The 18,103-nt window shown below is 66.6% G+C and carries 17 protein-coding genes; 7 read left to right on the forward strand and 10 right to left on the reverse strand.

Features of this window, described 5'->3' with window-relative positions:
• Nucleotides 1-2: 2 nt before the first annotated feature.
• Entirely contained in the window at nucleotides 3-1,091 is a 1,089-nt protein-coding gene (locus tag BN4346_RS41975; RefSeq protein ID WP_067975694.1) for an AI-2E family transporter, read from the forward strand.
• A 53-nt stretch (nucleotides 1,092-1,144) separates the two neighbouring features.
• Here the strand turns inward: BN4346_RS41975 and BN4346_RS41980 are convergent, their stop codons facing one another.
• Nucleotides 1,145-1,774 (reverse strand): DUF4245 domain-containing protein, encoded by a 630-nt coding sequence (locus BN4346_RS41980; RefSeq protein ID WP_067975697.1) that lies wholly within the window; start codon nucleotides 1,772-1,774, stop codon nucleotides 1,145-1,147.
• Between the two features lie 65 nt (nucleotides 1,775-1,839).
• Between BN4346_RS41980 and glpX the strand changes: the two genes are divergently transcribed.
• Genes glpX through BN4346_RS41995 form a run of 3 tightly spaced genes read left to right on the forward strand, consistent with a single transcriptional unit; the run spans nucleotide 1,840 to nucleotide 5,655 of the window.
• The gene (glpX, locus tag BN4346_RS41985) at nucleotides 1,840-2,871 is read left to right on the forward strand and encodes a class II fructose-bisphosphatase (RefSeq protein ID WP_208863265.1); all 1,032 of its coding nucleotides are present in this window, start codon (nucleotides 1,840-1,842) and stop codon (nucleotides 2,869-2,871) included.
• Nucleotides 2,872-2,894: 23 nt separating this feature from the next.
• Complete coding sequence (locus BN4346_RS41990) at nucleotides 2,895-4,289, forward strand: class II fumarate hydratase (RefSeq protein WP_067975705.1); 1,395 nt, start codon at nucleotides 2,895-2,897, stop codon at nucleotides 4,287-4,289.
• Nucleotides 4,290-4,305: 16 nt separating this feature from the next.
• The gene (locus BN4346_RS41995; RefSeq protein WP_067975708.1) at nucleotides 4,306-5,655 is read left to right on the forward strand and encodes an MFS transporter; all 1,350 of its coding nucleotides are present in this window, start codon (nucleotides 4,306-4,308) and stop codon (nucleotides 5,653-5,655) included.
• On the opposite strand, the gene BN4346_RS42000 is transcribed toward BN4346_RS41995, so the two are convergent.
• Together BN4346_RS42000 and BN4346_RS42005 are read right to left on the reverse strand one after the other, a co-directional pair.
• Nucleotides 5,612-6,199 carry a TetR/AcrR family transcriptional regulator gene (locus tag BN4346_RS42000; protein WP_067975818.1) on the reverse strand — a complete coding sequence of 196 codons (588 nt, stop codon included), beginning with the start codon at nucleotides 6,197-6,199 and terminating at the stop codon, nucleotides 5,612-5,614. The genes BN4346_RS41995 and BN4346_RS42000 overlap by 44 nt on opposite strands.
• A 13-nt stretch (nucleotides 6,200-6,212) precedes the next feature.
• Nucleotides 6,213-7,169 (reverse strand): oxygenase MpaB family protein, encoded by a 957-nt coding sequence (locus BN4346_RS42005; RefSeq protein ID WP_067975711.1) that lies wholly within the window; start codon nucleotides 7,167-7,169, stop codon nucleotides 6,213-6,215.
• 308 nt (nucleotides 7,170-7,477) lie between these two features.
• Between BN4346_RS42005 and BN4346_RS49210 the strand changes: the two genes are divergently transcribed.
• Both BN4346_RS49210 and BN4346_RS42015 read left to right on the forward strand, forming a co-directional pair.
• Entirely contained in the window at nucleotides 7,478-8,671 is a 1,194-nt protein-coding gene (locus tag BN4346_RS49210; protein ID WP_235653691.1) for a PucR family transcriptional regulator, read from the forward strand.
• 159 nt (nucleotides 8,672-8,830) lie between these two features.
• Nucleotides 8,831-10,234 (forward strand): PE-PPE domain-containing protein, encoded by a 1,404-nt coding sequence (locus tag BN4346_RS42015; RefSeq protein WP_067975715.1) that lies wholly within the window; start codon nucleotides 8,831-8,833, stop codon nucleotides 10,232-10,234.
• 23 nt (nucleotides 10,235-10,257) lie between these two features.
• Here the strand turns inward: BN4346_RS42015 and BN4346_RS42020 are convergent, their stop codons facing one another.
• The 5 genes from BN4346_RS42020 to BN4346_RS42040 form a co-directional block, all read right to left on the reverse strand.
• Complete coding sequence (locus BN4346_RS42020; RefSeq protein ID WP_078058787.1) at nucleotides 10,258-11,073, reverse strand: polysaccharide deacetylase family protein; 816 nt, start codon at nucleotides 11,071-11,073, stop codon at nucleotides 10,258-10,260.
• 55 nt (nucleotides 11,074-11,128) lie between these two features.
• A complete protein-coding gene (locus tag BN4346_RS42025; RefSeq protein WP_067975719.1) occupies nucleotides 11,129-12,436 on the reverse strand; it encodes a PhoH family protein in 1,308 nt (435 codons plus the stop codon).
• A 192-nt stretch (nucleotides 12,437-12,628) separates the two neighbouring features.
• Nucleotides 12,629-13,456, reverse strand: a complete 828-nt coding sequence (locus tag BN4346_RS42030) for an acyl-ACP desaturase (protein WP_067975722.1) — start codon at nucleotides 13,454-13,456, stop codon at nucleotides 12,629-12,631.
• A 62-nt stretch (nucleotides 13,457-13,518) separates the two neighbouring features.
• On the reverse strand, nucleotides 13,519-14,793 hold the full coding sequence (gene glyA / locus BN4346_RS42035) for a serine hydroxymethyltransferase (protein ID WP_067975724.1): 1,275 nt from the start codon (nucleotides 14,791-14,793) through the stop codon (nucleotides 13,519-13,521).
• A gap of 183 nt (nucleotides 14,794-14,976) precedes the next feature.
• Nucleotides 14,977-16,173: a hypothetical protein gene (locus BN4346_RS42040; protein WP_067975727.1), complete on the reverse strand. Its 1,197-nt coding sequence runs from the start codon at nucleotides 16,171-16,173 to the stop codon at nucleotides 14,977-14,979.
• Nucleotides 16,174-16,218: 45 nt separating this feature from the next.
• Here BN4346_RS42040 and coaA point away from each other — a divergent pair, with 45 nt between their 5' ends.
• The gene (coaA, locus tag BN4346_RS42045; protein ID WP_067975728.1) at nucleotides 16,219-17,160 is read left to right on the forward strand and encodes a type I pantothenate kinase; all 942 of its coding nucleotides are present in this window, start codon (nucleotides 16,219-16,221) and stop codon (nucleotides 17,158-17,160) included.
• Here coaA and BN4346_RS42050 read toward each other — a convergent pair.
• Both BN4346_RS42050 and BN4346_RS42055 read right to left on the reverse strand, forming a co-directional pair.
• Complete coding sequence (locus BN4346_RS42050; RefSeq protein ID WP_067975731.1) at nucleotides 17,124-17,555, reverse strand: DUF732 domain-containing protein; 432 nt, start codon at nucleotides 17,553-17,555, stop codon at nucleotides 17,124-17,126. The two genes, coaA and BN4346_RS42050, sit on opposite strands and share 37 nt — an antisense overlap.
• Nucleotides 17,556-17,609: 54 nt before the next feature.
• A complete protein-coding gene (locus tag BN4346_RS42055; RefSeq protein WP_067975733.1) occupies nucleotides 17,610-18,017 on the reverse strand; it encodes a hypothetical protein in 408 nt (135 codons plus the stop codon).
• Between the last annotated feature and the right edge of the window lie 86 nt (nucleotides 18,018-18,103).

Here is an 18,103-nt window from a genome sequence, read left to right on the forward strand (position 1 = left end):
CCATGAACCACGAATTCACTCCCACTCAGCGACGGGCGCTGGCGGTCTTCACCGTGATCGCGCTGATGTTCGGCGCCTACTTCCTGCGGACCTATTTCGTCCTGATCGTGGTGGCCGCGGTCGGCGCCTACCTGTTCACCCCGTTGTTCCGGTTGCTCAGCCGGAGGGTGTCTACCGGCCTGGCGGCCACCGGGACCCTGCTGGCGGCGCTGGTCGCCGTGATCGTCCCGGTCGGATTGTCGGTCTTTCTGGCCGTCGTGCAGATCTCCCGCACCGTCGGCGAAGTCGCCGAATGGGTGCAGGCTACCGACCCCAACGCCCTGGGCGACAAGGTGCTCAAGTTCATCAACGGCACGCTGGCCAAGTTGCCGTTCGTGCACGTCGAGCTGACGATGGAATCGCTGCGCGGGGCGATGGTGAACGTGGCGCAGAAGGGCGGCGAGCTACTGCTGCACGGGCTGCAGGGCGCCGTCGGCGGGGTGGTCGGCGCGGTCACCTCGGCGATCATCTTCTTGTACGTGTTCCTGGCGTTGCTGACCCACCGCGAGGAACTGCACACCCTGATCCGGCGGCTCAACCCGCTCGGCGGCGAGGTGACCGATCTGTACCTGGCCAAGATGGGCTCGATGGTGCGCGGCACCGTCGGCGGCCAGTTCGTCATCGCGTTCTGCCAGGGGGTGGCCGGCGCCGCCTCCATCTACATCGGCGGATTCCACCAGGCGTTCTTCATCTTCGCGATCCTGCTGACCGCGCTGTCGATCATCCCGCTCGGCGGCGGCATCGTGACCATGCCGTTCGGCATCGGCATGGCGCTGTTCGGCAACGTCATCGGCGGGTTGTTTGTGTTCTTCTTCCACCTGATCGTGGTGACCAACATCGACAACTTCTTGCGCCCGGTGCTGGTACCGCGCGACGCCCGGCTCAATTCCGCGCTGATGCTGCTGGCCGTTTTCGCCGGGATCGCCATGTTCGGCTTCTGGGGCATCGTGATCGGGCCGGTGCTGATGATCATCATCGTCACCACCATCGACGTCTACCTGGCGGCATTCTCCAGCGAGGAGACCGGCGAGGAACTGTTCGCCGGCGGTTAGTGAGCCTCGACGGAGGAGAGGCGAAGCTGGACCGGCGTGGCGATCTCAGACAGTTAGCGCGTCGCCGGCAGCGGCGGCTGCGACTGGACCGCCGCCGCCATCGTCCGGAACAACTCGGGGCCGCCTGCACTGCTGATCGCCAGCTGGGCCGTCCCGGCCTTTCCCGCCAACCGGGTGGTCCACACCGGATCGCCGTCGCCGTGGTACACCACCCAGCGGGTGCCGTCGACATCCTCGGTACCGGTCGGGTGCAGGCCGGGCTGGATCGAGGCGACCAGGGCGACCTCGTCGGCGTTGCTCTGCGTCAGGCTGAGGTACATCCCGGTCGGGCTGAGGTAGCCCACCCGCGAGGTGACGGCGCGCAACCGCTGGCCCGAGGAGTCGGTGCGCCCGTCGGTGATGCTGCCGCGGGTGCCGGAGTTGGGCTGCCAGCCGTCCGGCAGCTGCGGCAGGCGGACCGGGAACCCCAGGGTCTGCGCGTCGGCCTTCAAGGCCGCGGCGGCGTCGTAGGCCGGCACCGGCCCGGCGATGATCCCACCGGGCCGAAACGCGCACGTCCCGGCCAGACCGGCCAGCGCAACGCAGGCCAAGACCAGCGGCACGATCGACCAGAACATGTCGCGCCAGTCCTGCAATATTCGTGGTTTGGCAGGTTTGGGCGCCGGCTGGGGCTCGTTGGTCACGGAAGCCAGTATCCCAGCTCAACAGTGCGGATCCGGCTCTGGGAGAATCATCAGCCGTGACTGGCATGACGGGACCACCTCGACGCGAAGCCCCAGACCGCAACCTGGCCTTGGAGCTGGTGCGGGTTACCGAGGCCGGTGCCATGGCATCCGGCCGCTGGGTGGGCCGCGGCGACAAGGAGGGCGGCGACGGCGCGGCCGTCGACGCGATGCGCGAACTGGTGAACTCGGTGTCCATGCGTGGCGTGGTGGTGATCGGCGAGGGCGAGAAGGACCACGCGCCGATGCTCTACAACGGCGAAGAGGTGGGCAACGGCGACGGCCCCGAGTGCGACTTCGCCGTCGATCCGGTCGATGGCACCTCGCTGATGAGCAAGGGCATGCCCAACGCGATCTCGGTGCTGGCGGTGGCCGAGCGCGGCGCGATGTTCGACCCGTCGGCGGTGTTCTACATGAACAAGATCGCTGTCGGCCCCGAAGCCGCCGACGTACTGGACATCACCAAGCCGATCGCCGACAACATCGCCGCGGTCGCCAAGGTCAAGGGCCTGTCCGCCCGGGACATGACGGTGTGCATCCTGGACCGGCCCCGGCACGCCCAGCTGATCGCCGACGCGCGGGCCACCGGCGCCCGCATCCGGCTGATCACCGACGGCGACGTGGCCGGCGCCATCTCGGCCTGTCGGCCCGACTCGGGCACCGACATGCTGGCCGGGATCGGCGGCACCCCGGAGGGCATCATCGCCGCCGCCGCGATCCGCTGCATGGGCGGCGCGATCCAGGCCCAGCTGGCGCCCACCGACGACGCCGAGCGGCAGAAAGCCCTCGACGCCGGCTACGACCTGGACGCGGTGCTGACCACCGAGGACCTGGTCTCCGGTGAGAACGTGTTCTTCTGTGCCACCGGGGTCACCGACGGCGACCTGCTCAAGGGGGTGCGCTACTACCCCGGCGGCTGCACCACCCAATCGATCGTGATGCGTTCCAAGTCCGGCACCGTCCGAATGATCGAGGCCTACCACCGGCTGTCGAAGCTCAACGAGTACTCGGCCGTCGACTTCACCGGCGACTCCCACGCCGCCTACCCCCTGCCCTGACGTCAAGCGAGGACTTCAAAGCTATGAGCGAGATCGAATACCGCATCGAACACGACACCATGGGCGAGGTCCGGGTGCCGGTGACCGCATTGTGGCGCGCGCAGACCCAGCGCGCGGTGGAGAACTTCCCGATCTCCGGGCGCGGCCTGGAGCGCACCCAGATCCGGGCGCTCGGCCTGCTCAAGAGCGCCTGCGCGCAGGTGAACGCCGACCTGGGCCTGCTGGCCCCGGAGAAGGCCGCCGCCATCAAGGCCGCCGCCGCCGAGATCGCTGATGGCAAGCACGACGACCAGTTCCCCATCGACGTGTTCCAGACCGGATCGGGCACCAGCTCGAACATGAACACCAACGAGGTGATCGCCTCGATCGCCGCCGCCAACGGGGTGACGGTGCACCCCAATGATGACGTGAACATGTCGCAGTCCTCCAACGACACCTTCCCGACCGCCACCCACATCGCGGCCACCGAGGCCGCAGTGCGCCACCTGATTCCGTCACTGCAGGTGCTGCACGACGCGTTGGCCGCCAAGGCGCTGGAGTGGCAGACGGTGGTCAAATCGGGACGCACCCACCTCATGGACGCCGTTCCGGTGACACTAGGCCAGGAGTTCAGCGGCTACGCCCGCCAGATCGAGGCCGGAATCGAACGAGTACGCGCTTGTCTGCCCCGGCTCGGTGAACTCGCCATCGGGGGTACCGCTGTCGGCACCGGCCTGAACGCCCCCGAGGGCTTCGGTGTCCGGGTGGTAGCGGTGTTGGTGGAGGAGACCGGGATATCCGAGTTACGCACGGCCGCAAACTCGTTCGAAGCGCAGGCGGCCCGCGACGGCCTGGTCGAGGCCTCCGGGGCGCTGCGCACCATCGCGGTGTCACTGACCAAGATCGCCAACGACATCCGCTGGATGGGCTCGGGCCCGCTGACCGGGCTCGCCGAGATCCAACTGCCCGACTTGCAACCGGGCAGTTCCATCATGCCGGGCAAGGTGAATCCCGTTCTGCCCGAAGCGGTCACCCAGGTGGCCGCGCAGGTGATCGGCAACGACGCGGCGATCGCCTGGGGCGGCGCCAACGGTGCCTTCGAGCTCAACGTCTACATCCCGATGATGGCCCGCAACATGCTGGAGTCGTTCAAGCTGCTGACCAACGTCTCGAAGCTGTTCGCCGAGCGTTGCATCGTCGGACTGGTGGCCAACGAAGAGCACCTGCGCGAGCTGGCCGAGTCCAGCCCGTCGATCGTGACGCCGCTGAACTCCGCGATCGGCTACGAGGAAGCCGCCGCGGTGGCCAAGCAGGCCCTCAAGGAGCGCAAGACCATCCGTCAGACCGTGATCGACCGCGGCCTGATCGGCGACAAGCTCTCGGAGGCCGAGCTGGACCGCCGCCTCGACGTGCTGGCGATGGCCAAGGTGAAGGACTAACCCGCAAAAGCCGCGGATGAACCCTGACCCCGCCGGGGCTGAGCTGGGCCGGGCGACGCTGGCGAAAGTTTCTCGTCGGCTGATCCCGTTCCTGGCACTGCTGTTCTTCGTCAACTATCTGGACCGGGTCAATATCGGCTTCGCTGGACCCAACGGCATGAACGCCGAGCTCGGCCTGACCGCCACCACGTTCGGATTCGCGTCGGGGATCTTCTTCTTCGGCTACCTGTTGCTGGAAATACCCAGCAACATCGCGTTACACCGGTTCGGTGGTCGACGCTGGCTGGCCCGCATCATGGCGACCTGGGGAATCGTCAGCACCGCAATCGCTTTCGCGCCTAACGCGGCTACGCTCATTGCGCTGCGGTTCCTGCTGGGGGCGGCCGAGGCCGGCTTCTTCCCGGGCATCATCCTCTACCTCACGTTCTGGTTCCCGCAGAAGCACCGATCCCGGGCGGTCTCGCTGTTCATGGTGTCGGTGCCGGTATCGACGGCCATCGGCTCCACCCTGTCCGCGCTCGTCATCGACTGGGGCCATGGCGTTTTCGGCCTGGCCGGGTGGCGGATCATGTTCCTCGTCGAGGGGCTGCCTGCCATTGCGTTGGCGTTCGCCTGCTGGCTCTATCTGACCGATCGCCCCGCTACGGCCGACTGGCTCGACGCCGACGAGCGGCAGTGGCTGGAAACGACCTTGGCCGACGAGCGTGCGGCAGCCGAAGCCGATCAGCACTGGCCACTGCGCAAGGCGCTCAGCCACCCCCGGATCCTGGCCCTGGCGTTCGTCTACTTCGGGATCGTCTACGGGCTGTACGCCGTTGGGTTCTTTCTGCCGACTATCATCGCCGGGTTTCAGCAGCAGTACGGCAGCCACCTGAGCATCATCGGGCGCGGCCTTCTCACCGCCATTCCCTACGCCGTCGCAGCGATCGTGATGGTGCCCTGGGCTCGCCACGCGGACCGGACGGGAGAGCGGGTCTGGCATGTGGCGATTCCCGCGATCGCCGGCGGGATCAGTATTCCTGCGGCGCTGTACATGTCCAACCCGTATCTGGCCATGGTCGCGATCACGGTGACGACGTGCTCAATTATGTGCGCCATGCCGGTTTTTTGGGCGCTGCCCTCGACGTTTCTCACCGGGACCGCGGCCGCCGGTGGCATCGCCTTGATCAACTCGTTGGGCAATATCAGCGGCTTCGGCGGTCCCTACGTCACCGGTTGGCTGACCGATCTGACCGGCAACGGCAAGGCCGCACTCTGGGTGGTGGGGGCGTTCTCGCTGGCCTCAGCGGCTGTGGTTCTTCGTCTCGGTTCCGCCCCCGCGGCTACCAGACCAGCGGCGCCAAATACTTCTGTGCATAGGCGCTGACCGCCTGCTCGTCAGCGGGGTCGAGCACCGACGTCGGCACTTGGGCGATCGAAGCTGCCAGGCGCACATGCAATTCGGCGGCAGCGACTAGGTCATCGTCGGGCATGGTGGCCCCGGCGGCACGCAATGCCTTGGCCATCGCGTTCGACGCGCTGGCCAGGAATGCTTCAGCCTCTTGATACATCCCGGCCATCATCGGCACCCCGGCATCAAGCCGGAGCAACTTTCGCACCACCGGATCGGTAGTGAGTAGCCGCAACCCGGCACGGAATGCCGCCACCGCCGCATTCTTCGGCCCGGAGTCCACCGCGACCGTGCGCAGCTGAACCATCGCATTGTCGAAGGCCCGGCGCCCGAGTTCGGTGATCAGGGCGTCCCGAGTCGGAAAGCGCCGGTACAAGGTACTGCGGCTGACCCCGGCCTGGCGGGCGATGACATCGAGGCTGGCGCGGCCTACTCCGACCAGCCCGACTTCTTCGGCGGCCGCTTTGAGGATGGCCGCCTCTTGCTCGGCTGGGCTCGCGGTACTGCGTCGCGATGTCATCGGCACCAGTGTTTCATCCCATCGGGCAGCCGGGCGGCGGCGCAAAGGAATCCAGCGCGACCGAGCGGTGCATCTTCACCAGCTTCTCGTACTGCAGCCGGTTGTAGGCCAGCGGCACTAGGACGACGCGATCGGGCAAGACCCGCCACGCCATCTGCAACAACTGGGTGTAGAAGGTGAATTCGATGTCGTGGTGCGACTGCCACCGAAAGCCGGTCAGCTCCCGGACACCCGGGTGCATGATCCCGAACGAACAGATCTTCACCACGCGACCGGCCCCCGCGCTGACGACCGACCACAGCGGAGCCGCTGCGGTCCGCACCGGGGCAGGCAGCGCCGACGGCAGCGGCAACTTGCCCAGGCCGGCGGTGACGCGATCCAAGAACGGGTTGGCCGCCAGGTCGGTCCGCACCATCTGGTCGTAGTACTCGGACGCCTCGGCGTAGGTCGCGGGGAACTTGCCGGCCTTGCCGGGCAACTCGATCGCGCGGAACGCCTCGACCAGTTGCTGATAGGCCGCCTCCCGCTCGGCGTCATTCCATTTGATACCGGTGACCGGGGTGAATGAATTGAGGGTCACGAACATGCCGCTGACGGCGATCCAGTTCCACAGGCGTGGATTCAGCGCGCTGTAGCGAACATCGGCGAAGTCACCTTTGCCCTGGCCGTGCACGTCGCGGTGCATGCGCTTGAGGCGCTCACCTTCGGCGGCACGGTCCTCGGCATCGCCCCAGATCGCCAGCAGCGCAGAGAATCCGCTGCGAATGGCGCGATCGGTGAAGTTACGTTCGAAGCGCCCGGTCTTGTCCACCGCGGCGGCCACCGGCACCAACGCCACCTCATCGAACGCGGCGGCGCCGAAAAGTCCGGCGAGCACGCTGCCGGAGTGCCTGCGGAACTGGGCCATCACGTGGGGCCGAACCCGAGCCGCACGGTCGATGCTGGTGACGCGACTGGTCACTGCCGTCATCCGTGGCCTCCTCAGACTCGCTTTGACACAAAGACTATATTTTTGTGTCAAAGTGTCAACCCGCCCCTCCGGCACGAGCCTCACTATTCGGAGTGCATACCCGTGCGATTCGGCTCGGTCTTCGCCGCACACATGGAATCGCCGATACCATCTGCTCTGGGAGACAGCCAAATATGCGCTACAAGGCGGCGCATCGACGATTCGACGAAACCAGTACGGGCCCCTGATCGCATACGCGTCGACGAGACGACCCTCGGTGTTCTCTACCCGGGTACCACGATCCGTCGTGCACCAACGAACGGGCAGACATGCTTGATTCAGACGACGCACCTACCGGGGCGCCCACGATGATCCCGGCCGCCAATCTGCTTTTCGACACGCTCTGCGCGGACATCGACGAACTCGTCAGCCGCTGTCACGACGCCGCCCTGGCTGCGATCCCCTCATACCGAACGTTGCATGCCGAAAGCCTCGACGCCGGATTGCGGCTCGACATCGAGCAGGTCCTCAGATCAGCCCGATCGGGACGAACGTCGGTCAACGAGGCGGAACTGAGCGAACTGGCCTCAGTCGGGGAGGAACGCGCCCGACAAGGGGTTCCGATCGCTGACCTGCTCCGGGCCTGGCGAATCAGCATCGAGGTGATCATCGGCTACGCACACGAGGTGGGCCAGCGTCTGGGAATCGAAGACACCTATGTGCTGGAGTCGATCCGGTCCGGCCTTGCCTGGTCCGACGTCGCCATGGTGGTGACCGCAGAAGCGCACCGCAAGGCCGAATTCGCTCTCCGGTACGCAGAACGCGGCCAGGGCGCCCAACTGGCGCGCGGCGTCTTGTTCGGTGAGATGCCGGCCGCCGACATACAGGTCGCCGCGGAAGCTCTCGGGATGGACTCCACCGGCACATATATTGCCGTACGCGCGCGCGGCGTAGCGGGCACCTCAGTGCACGAACTGGAGCACGTTTTGGGCTTCGGCGACTCGACCCAGCAGTGCAGCGGCGTGTACGCGCTGGTCGACGGCGACGTCGCCGGCTTCCTCCGCGAGCCGCCACCGGCCGACGTCGATGCCGTCGTCGGTTATGGACCACCGCGCCCACTTGACCAGCTGCCCGAGTCATATCGCCTCGCTACACGGGCACTGATGACGGCGCTCGCCTGCGGATTTCGCGGCGCACACGACATCAGATCCCTGGGGGTGCGCACGGCGGTCGCGGCCGATACCGATGTCGGCGAGTGGTTGCGCCTGCGTTATCTGGAACCGCTCCGGAGAAAGGGGGCGTCCCAGGAACTCGTCTCAACACTTCGGGCCTACTTCGCCTGCGGTCTTCACGTGGAGAGGGCCGCCAGGCAGCTGTTCGTCCACCAGAACACCGTTCGCTACCGGCTGGCCCGCTTCGAAGAACTAACCGGCGCCGATCTGCGCGACCCGGAGGTGCTGGTGGAGGTGTGGTGGGCACTCGAGCGGTCCGCAATGGAATTTGTAGCGGCCTCCAAAATCTGACGCCTCGCACTCGACCAGCCTCAGAGTTCATAACATAGCTATCCAATGAGTTCCGCATGTAATTTTGTTGATATCGCACTGAGAGCGAACGGTGGCCGTTTCGGGCCGTCGATTCCGCGACAACGACAAATTCAGAAAGCCTTTCTCAAGGAGATCATCGTGACGATCGCAGTCCGCCCCTACGTGACCGCCGGGATCGCCCTGGCCGGCACCAGCCTGATCGCCTTGCCTGCCGCAGCCGAAGCACCGCTCGGCGTGCGTACGCCGCCGATCCAGCTGACCAGTGGTCAAAACATCGCCTTCATCATCGGCGGCAGCGGCGACCCGATCCCCGGAAGCGACTACGTCAACACCAACAATGAGCTCTACATCCAGCCGCTCTTCCCGGGGTATACCCCGCAGGCCTTGTATACCCCGGAAGGCAATTACGCGCTGTACACCGGGGTCAAGAGTCTGACCCTCGACGAATCAGAAGCACAGGGCGTCACCATACTCAAAAATGCGATTGAGCAGCAGGTCGCCGCCGGCAATCATGTCGCCGTCCTGGGCGACTCTCAGAGTTCGACGATCTCCTCGATGACGATGAGCGAACTCGCCGCCGACAAAGTGCCGAGTTCAGCAGTCAGCTTTGTGTTGCTGGCCGACCCCAACCAGCCGAACGGCGGACTGTTCGAGCGTCTGGACGGCGTGAGCGTCCCCAGCCTGGGTATCACGTTCAACGGGGCAACCCCCGACGATCTGTACCCGACCACGATCTACATGCAGGCATACGACGGCTTCTCGGACATCCCGCGCTACCCCATCAACTTTCTGGCCGACCTGAATTCGGTTCTGGGTATCGAATTTGTTCACCCCACCTACCAGGGCTTGACCGCCGAACAACTGGAGTCAGCCGTCCAATTGGGCACCTCGGGTGACACCTCCACCACCTACTACGGCATCCCGCTGTCGGACGAGACCGTCCCCTATCTGCCTCTGCTGCGTCCATTTCTGGCGATTCCCGACCTCGGAAAGCCGATCGCCGACTTCCTGCAGCCCATCCTGACGCCGCTGGTCAACCTCGGCTACGGCGATCCGGACTACGGCTGGTCGACGTCACCGGCCAATGTGCCCACCGAATTCGGCCTGTTCCCTAGCTGGGACATGACAGTCAAAGCGTTCCAGGAGTCACTGAGCGGAGTCCAGACGGGATTCCAGGCCGCGATGAACGACATCGAATCGCCGGCCTCCCTGACGGCCGGGGCCGACGCGCTCGACTCGGCGGCCACGAGCGGTACAACACCCGATTTCACCGATATCGTAAATGCTCTGACCAGTGCATTCTCCACCGCATACGCAGCTTTGCTGCCCACTGCCGACGTGCTCACCGGGGTCGGGGTGACCGTCCCCACCTATGACCTGCAGTGGTTCATGGACGGGATCGACCACGGTGACCTGCTCAGTGCGATCGTCCAGCCGCTGGCCAACGACGTCTACCTGTACACCCTGTCTGCGGGCTTCGAAGCGTTCGCACTGATCAGCTCGTTCGAAAGCATCGCCAGCGATCTGTCCGGCCTGTCCTAACCGCTGTCTCCAACCCGGTCCGGTCAGGCCCCGTTGTTGGGTCCTCCCGAATTCGCCCCGGCAATATCGGTGATCGGGAAGTTCGGCATCGGCGGCGGCGACGGCGTGGCCGGCAGCCCAGGGATGTCGGCGGGTGGGATGTCGTGCAGGTCGCCAGCCGGCGGGCCGTTGTCCCGGCTCCCGTACACGCTGCCCGGCGCACGCGGGCCGAGCAGCTGGCTGACCGTAACTACGTGGTAGCCATTGGCTTTCAGCACCGGCAGGAACTGGTAGACCAGATCGACGGTGGACGAGTAGGTGTCGTGGAACAACACCACCGAGCCGGGCTTGATCTGGGTCATCAGCATGTAGCGGGTGGCGTTGGTGTCGGCGTCGTTGATCCAGTCGAACGGGATGACGTCCCACAGGATCGCGGCCTGTCCAGCCTCGGCGGCCCGAGCGTTGACCGCCGCGTCGGTGAGCCCGCCGGGTGGGCGCCATAGCGTGGGCGTGATCCCGGTGGCGGAGCGGATCGCGTCGGTGGCTTTGGAGAACTGCGCGGGCACATCGGCGGCCGGGATCGTGGTCATGTTCGGGTGTTCCCAGGTATGACTGCCGATCTCCATACCGGCGTCGGCGATCCGCTTAGCGCCCGCCGGGTCGGCTGCCACCTTGTTGCCGATCAGGAAGAAGGTGGAGCGCGCGCCCGCGTCGTTCAAGATCTGCAGCAGCCGATCGGTGTAGGGCGAGGGACCGTCGTCGAAGGTCAGCGCCACGCACTTGTCCACGGCGCAGTCCACGGGTTCGGCCGCCGCCTCGTGGACATGGCTGGTGCAGGCGCCGAGCACCGCAACGGCCATCGCAACGACACCGACATGCCAGGGTTTTGCCACCCCGGCAGCCTACCGGGCGATCTCAGTGCAGATCGGGACCGCTGATCTCCTCGAGCATCTCGGTGACCAGGGCGGCGATCGGCGAGCGTTCGCTGCGCAGCAGGGTGATGTGCGCGAACAGCGGGTGGCCCTTGAGCTTCTCGATCACCGCTGCGATGCCGTCGTGCCGGCCGACCCGCAGGTTGTCCCGTTGCGCGACGTCGTGGGTGAGCACCACCCGCGAGCCGGTGCCCAACCGCGACAGCACGGTCAGCAGCACGTTGCGCTCCAGCGATTGCGCTTCGTCGACGATCACGAACGAGTCGTGCAGCGAGCGGCCCCGGATATGCGTCAACGGCAGCACTTCGAGCATGCCTCGCGACAGCACCTCCTCGAGCACCGCCGGACTGGCCAGCCCCTCCAGGGTGTCGAACACCGCCTGGGCCCACGGCCCCATCTTGTCGCTCTCACTGCCCGGCAGGTAGCCCAGTTCCTGACCGCCAACGGCGTAGAGCGGACGGAACACCACCACCTTGCGCTGGGTCCGCCGCTCCAAGACGGCCTCCAGGCCGGCGCATAGCGCCAGCGCCGACTTGCCGGTGCCGGCCTTGCCGCCCAGCGAGACGATGCCCACCGATTCGTCGAGCAGCAGGTCCAGCGCCACCCGCTGCTCGGCGGAGCGTCCACGCAGGCCGAAGGCCTCCCGGTCGCCGCGGACCAACCGCACCCGCTTGGCGGCGTTGACCCGGCCCAGCGCATGGGAGCTGCCGCCCAGTAATCGGATTCCGGTGTGGCACGGTAGATCCCGGGCCGCCGCTAGGTCGATCTCGCCCTCGTCGAACAGGGCGTCGATGTCCTCTACCGCCGCCTCGACCTCGTCCATTCCGGTCCAACCCGAGACCACGACGTCCTGAGCGTGGTATTCGTCGGCGGCCAGGCCCAGTGCGGCGGCCTTGACCCGCAACGGAATGTCCTTGCTCACCAACGTGACCCGGCGCCCTTCGGCCGCCAGGTTGGCCGCGCAGGTCAGAATCCGGGAGTCATTGCTGTCCGTGCGAAACCCGGTCGGCAGCACCGCAGGGTCACTGTGATTGAGCTCGACGTGCAACGTACCGCCCTGTGTCCCAACGGGAATGGGTTGGTCAAGCCGACCGTGCTCTAGTCGCATGTCGTCGAAGATGCGCAGCGCCTGGCGGGCGAACCAGCCGAGCTCGTGGTGGTGGCGTTTGGCCTCCAATTCGCTGATTACCACCAGTGGGACGACAACCTCGTGTTCGGCGAACCGGGTGCAAGCCCACGGGTCCGACAGCAGTACGGAGGTGTCGAGCACGTACGTCCGGATTTCAGGCACTAAGCGCTCCAGCGGTGAGGGCACGCGCGACCCCGCGCGAACATTTCGACGGGGGGCACGGCACAGGACCGGGGCCGGTCCTGTCGTAATCACGACCGGTGGTGCCGATGAGACAGCGAAGCGTTGGGCTAGCCATCGATTGCGACGGTACCCCCGTCGGCGCGTGCGCGCTGGGCAGGCGCGCCGGAGTTCTCAGCCGATGACGAACGGCTTCAGATCGGGGTGGGCGGCCAAGCCCCAAGCGCTGATTCGGTCGGAGATCACCCGGCGCAACTGGTCGGGCCCGAAGATGCCGGCCTCGGCGATTCCGGCCTGCCGGTCGGCGTAGGCGTCGATGTCGGCGCCGACGATCTTGAGTTCGGCGGCCCGGGCGGCGATCGCGGCCACCGTCTCGTCGTGCACGAAGTCCAGGCAGTGCGCGACCAGGTTCGCGAAGAATTCCTCGTGACGCTCCTCGTCGCCGGCGATCCGGCCGATCAGCCCCTTGAGCACCGGCTCATCGGTCTTGTCGGCCAGGTTGCGGCAAAATTCGGCGCAAGCACGCTCGTAGAAGGCCATGAACACCAGCGTCTCGACCTGGCTGTAACGGTCGGCGCGGTAGCCCTTCTGCACGTGCTCCATCCGGACACGCTCGTTCTCGTCGGGGTCGATCTCCCGGGTCACGATGAGGTACTCGCGCAGCGCGATGGCGTGCAGGTGCTCTTCGGCGGTCCACCGGCCGATCCAGCGTCCCCACTTGTCCTCGAGGATGAAGTGCTCGACCAGCTCACGGTGGTAGCCGGCCAGACTGTCCTTCTCGACGAGCAGGATCTCGCAGGCGTCGGTGATCAGCTTGGGCAGCGTGACCTGCGACGGGTCCCAGTCCTTGCCGCCCAGAAACGCGAAGTTCTGGCCCTGCTCGAACGGCACGAAGTCGTGCGCGTACCACGGGTCCACCGTGTCGATGTGCCGAGCCAAGTTCGCGTCGACCACCGGCTCCAGCTCGCGGATCAGTGCATTAGCAACGGGACGTTCAGCCATGAAAGTAACTGTAACCCGAATTCACACTATCCTGTCAACTCGGGGTACCGCGTGTCCACTTATCAGGCGAGCTTCCAGTCCTCCAGGCCCTCGTACAGCGGGAAGTCCTGCGCCAGCTTGACGACCCGGGCCCGCAACGCCGACACGTCAGCGCCCGAGCCCGCAGCCAGCGCGGTGGCGATGACATCGGCGACCTCGGTGAACTCGGCGTCGCCGAAACCACGGGCGGCCAGCGCCGGGGTGCCCACCCGAAGCCCCGAGGTGACCATCGGCGGTCGCGGGTCGTTCGGGACCGCGTTGCGGTTGACGGTGATACCGACCTCGTGCAGCAGGTCCTCGGCCATCTGGCCGTCCAGCGGCGAGTCCCGCAGGTCGACGAGCACCAGGTGCACGTCGGTACCGCCACTGACCACCGAGACGCCGGCCTTGGCCACGTCGGCGGCCAGCAGCCGCTCGGCGAGGATCTTCGCGCCAGAGAGCACCCGCTGCTGACGCTCGGCGAACTCGGCCGTGCCGGCGATCTTCAGCGCGACAGCCTTGGCGGCGATCACGTGCATCAGCGGACCACCCTGCTGGCCCGGGAAGACCGCCGAGTTGATCTGCTTGGCGAACTCTTTCTTGCCGACGATCAGACCGGACCGCGGGCCGCCGAGCGTCTTGTGCACCGTGGTCGACACCACCTGGGCGTGCGGCACCGGCGAGGGGTGCAGTCCAGCGGCCACCAGCCCGGCGAAGTGCGCCATGTCCACCCACAGCGTCGCATCGACCTCGTCGGCGATGGACGCGAAGGCTTCAAAGTCCAGGATGCGCGGGTAAGCCGACCAGCCGGCGATGATCACCTTCGGCTTGAACTCCAGCGCCTGGGCCCGCACGACATCCATGTCGACGCGGTGGGTGACCGGGTCGACGCCGTAGAAGGCGTTCTCGTAGAGCTTGCCGGAGAAGTTCAGCCGCATGCCGTGGGTCAGGTGTCCCCCGTTGGCCAGGTCCAGGCCCAACAGCCGGTCGCCGGGCTCCATCAGCGCCTGCAGCACCGCAGCGTTGGCCTGCGCACCCGAGTGCGGCTGGACGTTGGCGAACTCGGCGCCGAACAGCTCCTTGGCGCGGTCGCGGGCGATGTTCTCCACTACGTCGACGTGCTCGCACCCGCCGTAGTAGCGCCGTCCCGGCAGGCCCTCGGCGTACTTGTTGGTCAGCACGCTGCCGTGCGCCTGCAGTACGGCCCGCGGCACGAAGTTCTCCGAGGCGATCATCTCCAGCGTGTCGCGCTGGCGCCCCAGTTCCTTGCCCAGCAGCTCGGCGATGTCGGGGTCGAGTTCGGCCAGCGGGGTCGACATGGTGGATGCGGGGCGGGCGTTCGGTGCGGCAGTCACGCCCTCCAGTTTGGCACGCGGACCTCCACTCGATTGCCGCAGGCCAGCGATCGCCCCCGTTGCGCCGACTGTGCGGATTTATCCGCAAATCACGAGGTCCGGTGTGTAAAACCGCACACTCACCCGGCCGGCCCGGCCCGTGGGACCTCAGTCGGCCCGTAGCCGCGACGGGGTCAACGGTTCGTCGAGCAGCCGCCGGAACCGCTCGGTGAGACTCACCCCGGGCGGCGCGGCGTCCAGCCAACCGCGCAGCAGCCGATAGCCCTCCACATAGGTCGAGGTGTAGGCCCGCCACAGCGGCGAGGACAGGAACCGCAGGCTCTGGCGGGCCCGGTCATCGGTGACCAGCAGCCAGCGGCGCAGGTATTCGGCCACCTCGTCGGCGTCGCGATGTTCGTCGTGCAGCATCAGCGCCGCGTCCTGCCGGACGTCGGCCAGCGCCGCGGCGGCCTCGGACACCGCTTCGGCCCGCTCACCGTTGAACTGCAAGCCCAGGTCGGCGTAGATCTCGGCGGCCCAGCCGCCCCAGCCCGGCCCGACCGCGGCATACAGCGCCAAGTCGGCCAGGCCCTCGGCCATCAGGCACTGCGGGGTGTTGACCAGGAAAATGGTCTGCTCGGCCTGGCCGAGCTTTTCGACCAGCCCGGCCTCCTTGCGGCAGTGCTCGGTGTGATGACCCGGGTAGGACTCGTGGGCCACCAGTCGCGGCAGATTCGACATCAGCTGTTTGAGATCGGCGTTGACCGCCACCGTGGAGCGGTAATCGCCGCGGTAGTAGTTGAACCCCGACCACGGCTTGTCGGTGACCACCTCGTAGGTGATGGTCTCGGCCTCCGGCAGCGGGAAGTCCACCCGCACCCGGTCACGCAGTGCCGAGGAGAACGCGTGGATGGCCGCTTCCAGTCGCTCCGGTGGAATCTCCTCGGCCCGCCGGTACTCGGCCATCCGCTCGGCCAGCGGACCGGTACCCCCCAGTGCTTCGTCCAGCCGGGCATGGGCTTGGCGATAGCGGTCGGTGTCGCCCTTGACGATGTCAACGTCGAAGTAGTCGCGCACCTCATCGACGAAGCCGACCTGCTCACCGGCGAACTTGCGCCCCGCGCACGCCAATGCCCGCAAGTGCACCCGCAGGTACTCAGCTCGGGCCGAATCGAGACCGCCCGGCAGCGCCGCGACCAGTTTCTCGGCCTGACGAGCCAAGTCGGCCGGGTTGGGCAGCGGCTCGTTCTCGACGAGTCGCTGCAGCGCCGGATCGCCGGTGAAGGCGTCGACGTAACCCTGCTCGATGCGGTCAAAGCGCAAACCGAGCAACAGGTATTCACGGATCAATGCGGCGGGCTCCATACCCGATCAGGCTAACCGTCGCGGCTACTGCAAGACTGTACGGTCATGCGGCGGCTTAGCGAGCCGACTCCCTACGTGGAGTTCGACCGACGTCAATGGCGGACACTGCGTATGTCGACGCCGATGCCGCTCACCGAAGAAGAAGTCGTGGCACTGCGCGGCCTCGGCGAGCAGGTCGACCTGTTGGAGGTCGAAGAGGTCTACCTGCCGCTCGCGCGTCTGTTGCACCTGCAGGTCGCCGCCCGCCAGCAGCTCTTCGCGGCCACTGCGGAATTCCTGGGGGCCCAGAACGACCAAAGTCCGGACCGGCCGGTGCCGTTCATCATCGGAGTGGCCGGCAGCGTGGCGGTCGGTAAGTCGACCACGGCCCGTGTGCTTCAGGCACTGTTGGCCCGTTGGGATCACCACCCGCGGGTGGACCTGGTCACCACCGACGGGTTTCTCTACCCCAATCATGAGTTGACTCGCCGGAACTTGATGCACCGCAAAGGGTTCCCGGAAAGCTACAACCGCCGCGCGCTGATGCGGTTTGTCACCTCGGTGAAGTCCGGCGCGGACTACGTGTGTGCGCCGGTGTACTCACACATGAGCTACGACATCGTTCCCAGCGCCAAGCAGGTGGTCCGCCACCCGGACATCTTGATCCTCGAAGGCCTGAACGTCCTGCAGACCGGGCCGACGCTGATGATCTCCGACCTGTTCGACTTCTCGCTGTACGTCGACGCCCGGGTGGAAGACATCGAGCACTGGTATGTCTCGCGCTTCCTGGCGATGCGCTCCACCTCGTTCGCCAACCCCGATTCGCATTTCCACCACTATGCGGGCCTGAACGACCAGCAGGCGGTGGCCGCCGCGCGCGACATCTGGCGCTCGATCAACCGGCCCAACCTGATTGAGAACATCCTGCCCACCCGGCCGCGAGCGACCCTGGTGCTGCGCAAGGACGCCGATCACTCCATCAACAGGCTGCGGCTGCGCAAGCTCTGATAGCTCACTAAGCCCGGCGGCGGCACCTCAGGCCCCGGCGTCGGTTCGCCGGCACCCGGCGGCGGCACCGCCGGCGCCGGCGTCGGGTTGGCGGCGGCCGCCAACGTGTCCGGGCACATTTCGCGTTGCGCCCCGTCGATCATCACCTTGGTGACACCATCGGCAACCTTGGTGCCGAACCGGTCCTTGGCCGGGCGACCCTTGCGCAGGTTCTCGCAGATGATCTTGCCGAATTGCACCGCGCCGGACGGGGTGGTCAGCCCGGGACTGTTCTGGTACTTGAAGCCGTGCGATTCCAGGTAACTGAGGTAGCTCTTGTCATCGGCCTGCGCCGGCGCGGCGGCATAGAGCAGAGTTCCGGGGATCAGCGTCATCGCCGCCAGCCGCCACTTCATGGGAGAGAACTGTAGACGGTGACGGCCGCGGCGACACGTCGAGTGGGCTGCGTCTCAGCCCAGGCGGCGCAGCCCGCGGTACTGCATCAGCGCGAAGAACGCCGTGTAGACCGCGCTCGCCAGCATTGCGACCACGCCGATTCCGGTCAGCGGAAAGATGCCGGCCTCGACCGCCACAACAGCGGCGACAGTGCAGGCCACATTGGCCGCGATCACACCGATACCGGCGCGGCGCAGGTCCGGAAGCGCGGACAGGAAATAGACCACGACGCCGTAGAGGATGCAGAACGCGGCCACGGCATATTCGTGGGCCACGGTGAGGCCTTCCAGGGCTGCCATGGGGCGGGCGGCGAACACGCCGGCCAGCCCGATGGTTCCGGTGACGGCGGCGTCGGCGCGCAGGGCGAAGCGCAACAGCGAGTCGGTCGAGTCGGACAGGACCGGAGTGGTGATAGCGGTCATGAGGGAACTCCCTTCGAGTGTGGTGCGAATACCATCGACCTTGCGGCGCAACCGCTGCCACATCGACCCGTAGCACTGCCAAGCAC

The sequence above is a fragment of the Mycolicibacter icosiumassiliensis genome, from assembly GCF_900078685.2.
Classification (GTDB): Bacteria; Actinomycetota; Actinomycetes; order Mycobacteriales; family Mycobacteriaceae; genus Mycobacterium; species Mycobacterium icosiumassiliensis.

Excerpts from the sequence above, each read along its gene's own strand:
- BN4346_RS42005 (WP_067975711.1), bottom strand. The coding sequence starts at position 7,169 with ATGACGGCAGTGACCAGTCGCGTCACCAGCATCGACCGTGCGGCTCGG.
- BN4346_RS42030 (WP_067975722.1), bottom strand. The coding sequence starts at position 13,456 with ATGGCTGAACGTCCCGTTGCTAATGCACTGATCCGCGAGCTGGAGCCG.
- glpX (WP_208863265.1), top strand. The coding sequence starts at position 1,840 with ATGACGGGACCACCTCGACGCGAAGCCCCAGACCGCAACCTGGCCTTG.
- BN4346_RS49210 (WP_235653691.1), top strand. The coding sequence starts at position 7,478 with ATGCTTGATTCAGACGACGCACCTACCGGGGCGCCCACGATGATCCCG.
- coaA (WP_067975728.1), top strand. The coding sequence starts at position 16,219 with ATGCGGCGGCTTAGCGAGCCGACTCCCTACGTGGAGTTCGACCGACGT.
- BN4346_RS41995 (WP_067975708.1), top strand. The coding sequence starts at position 4,306 with ATGAACCCTGACCCCGCCGGGGCTGAGCTGGGCCGGGCGACGCTGGCG.
- BN4346_RS42040 (WP_067975727.1), bottom strand. The coding sequence starts at position 16,173 with ATGGAGCCCGCCGCATTGATCCGTGAATACCTGTTGCTCGGTTTGCGC.
- BN4346_RS42050 (WP_067975731.1), bottom strand. The coding sequence starts at position 17,555 with ATGAAGTGGCGGCTGGCGGCGATGACGCTGATCCCCGGAACTCTGCTC.
- BN4346_RS42055 (WP_067975733.1), bottom strand. The coding sequence starts at position 18,017 with ATGACCGCTATCACCACTCCGGTCCTGTCCGACTCGACCGACTCGCTG.
- BN4346_RS42020 (WP_078058787.1), bottom strand. The coding sequence starts at position 11,073 with ATGGCCGTTGCGGTGCTCGGCGCCTGCACCAGCCATGTCCACGAGGCG.
- BN4346_RS41990 (WP_067975705.1), top strand. The coding sequence starts at position 2,895 with ATGAGCGAGATCGAATACCGCATCGAACACGACACCATGGGCGAGGTC.
- glyA (WP_067975724.1), bottom strand. The coding sequence starts at position 14,793 with ATGTCGACCCCGCTGGCCGAACTCGACCCCGACATCGCCGAGCTGCTG.
- BN4346_RS42000 (WP_067975818.1), bottom strand. The coding sequence starts at position 6,199 with ATGACATCGCGACGCAGTACCGCGAGCCCAGCCGAGCAAGAGGCGGCC.
- BN4346_RS41975 (WP_067975694.1), top strand. The coding sequence starts at position 3 with ATGAACCACGAATTCACTCCCACTCAGCGACGGGCGCTGGCGGTCTTC.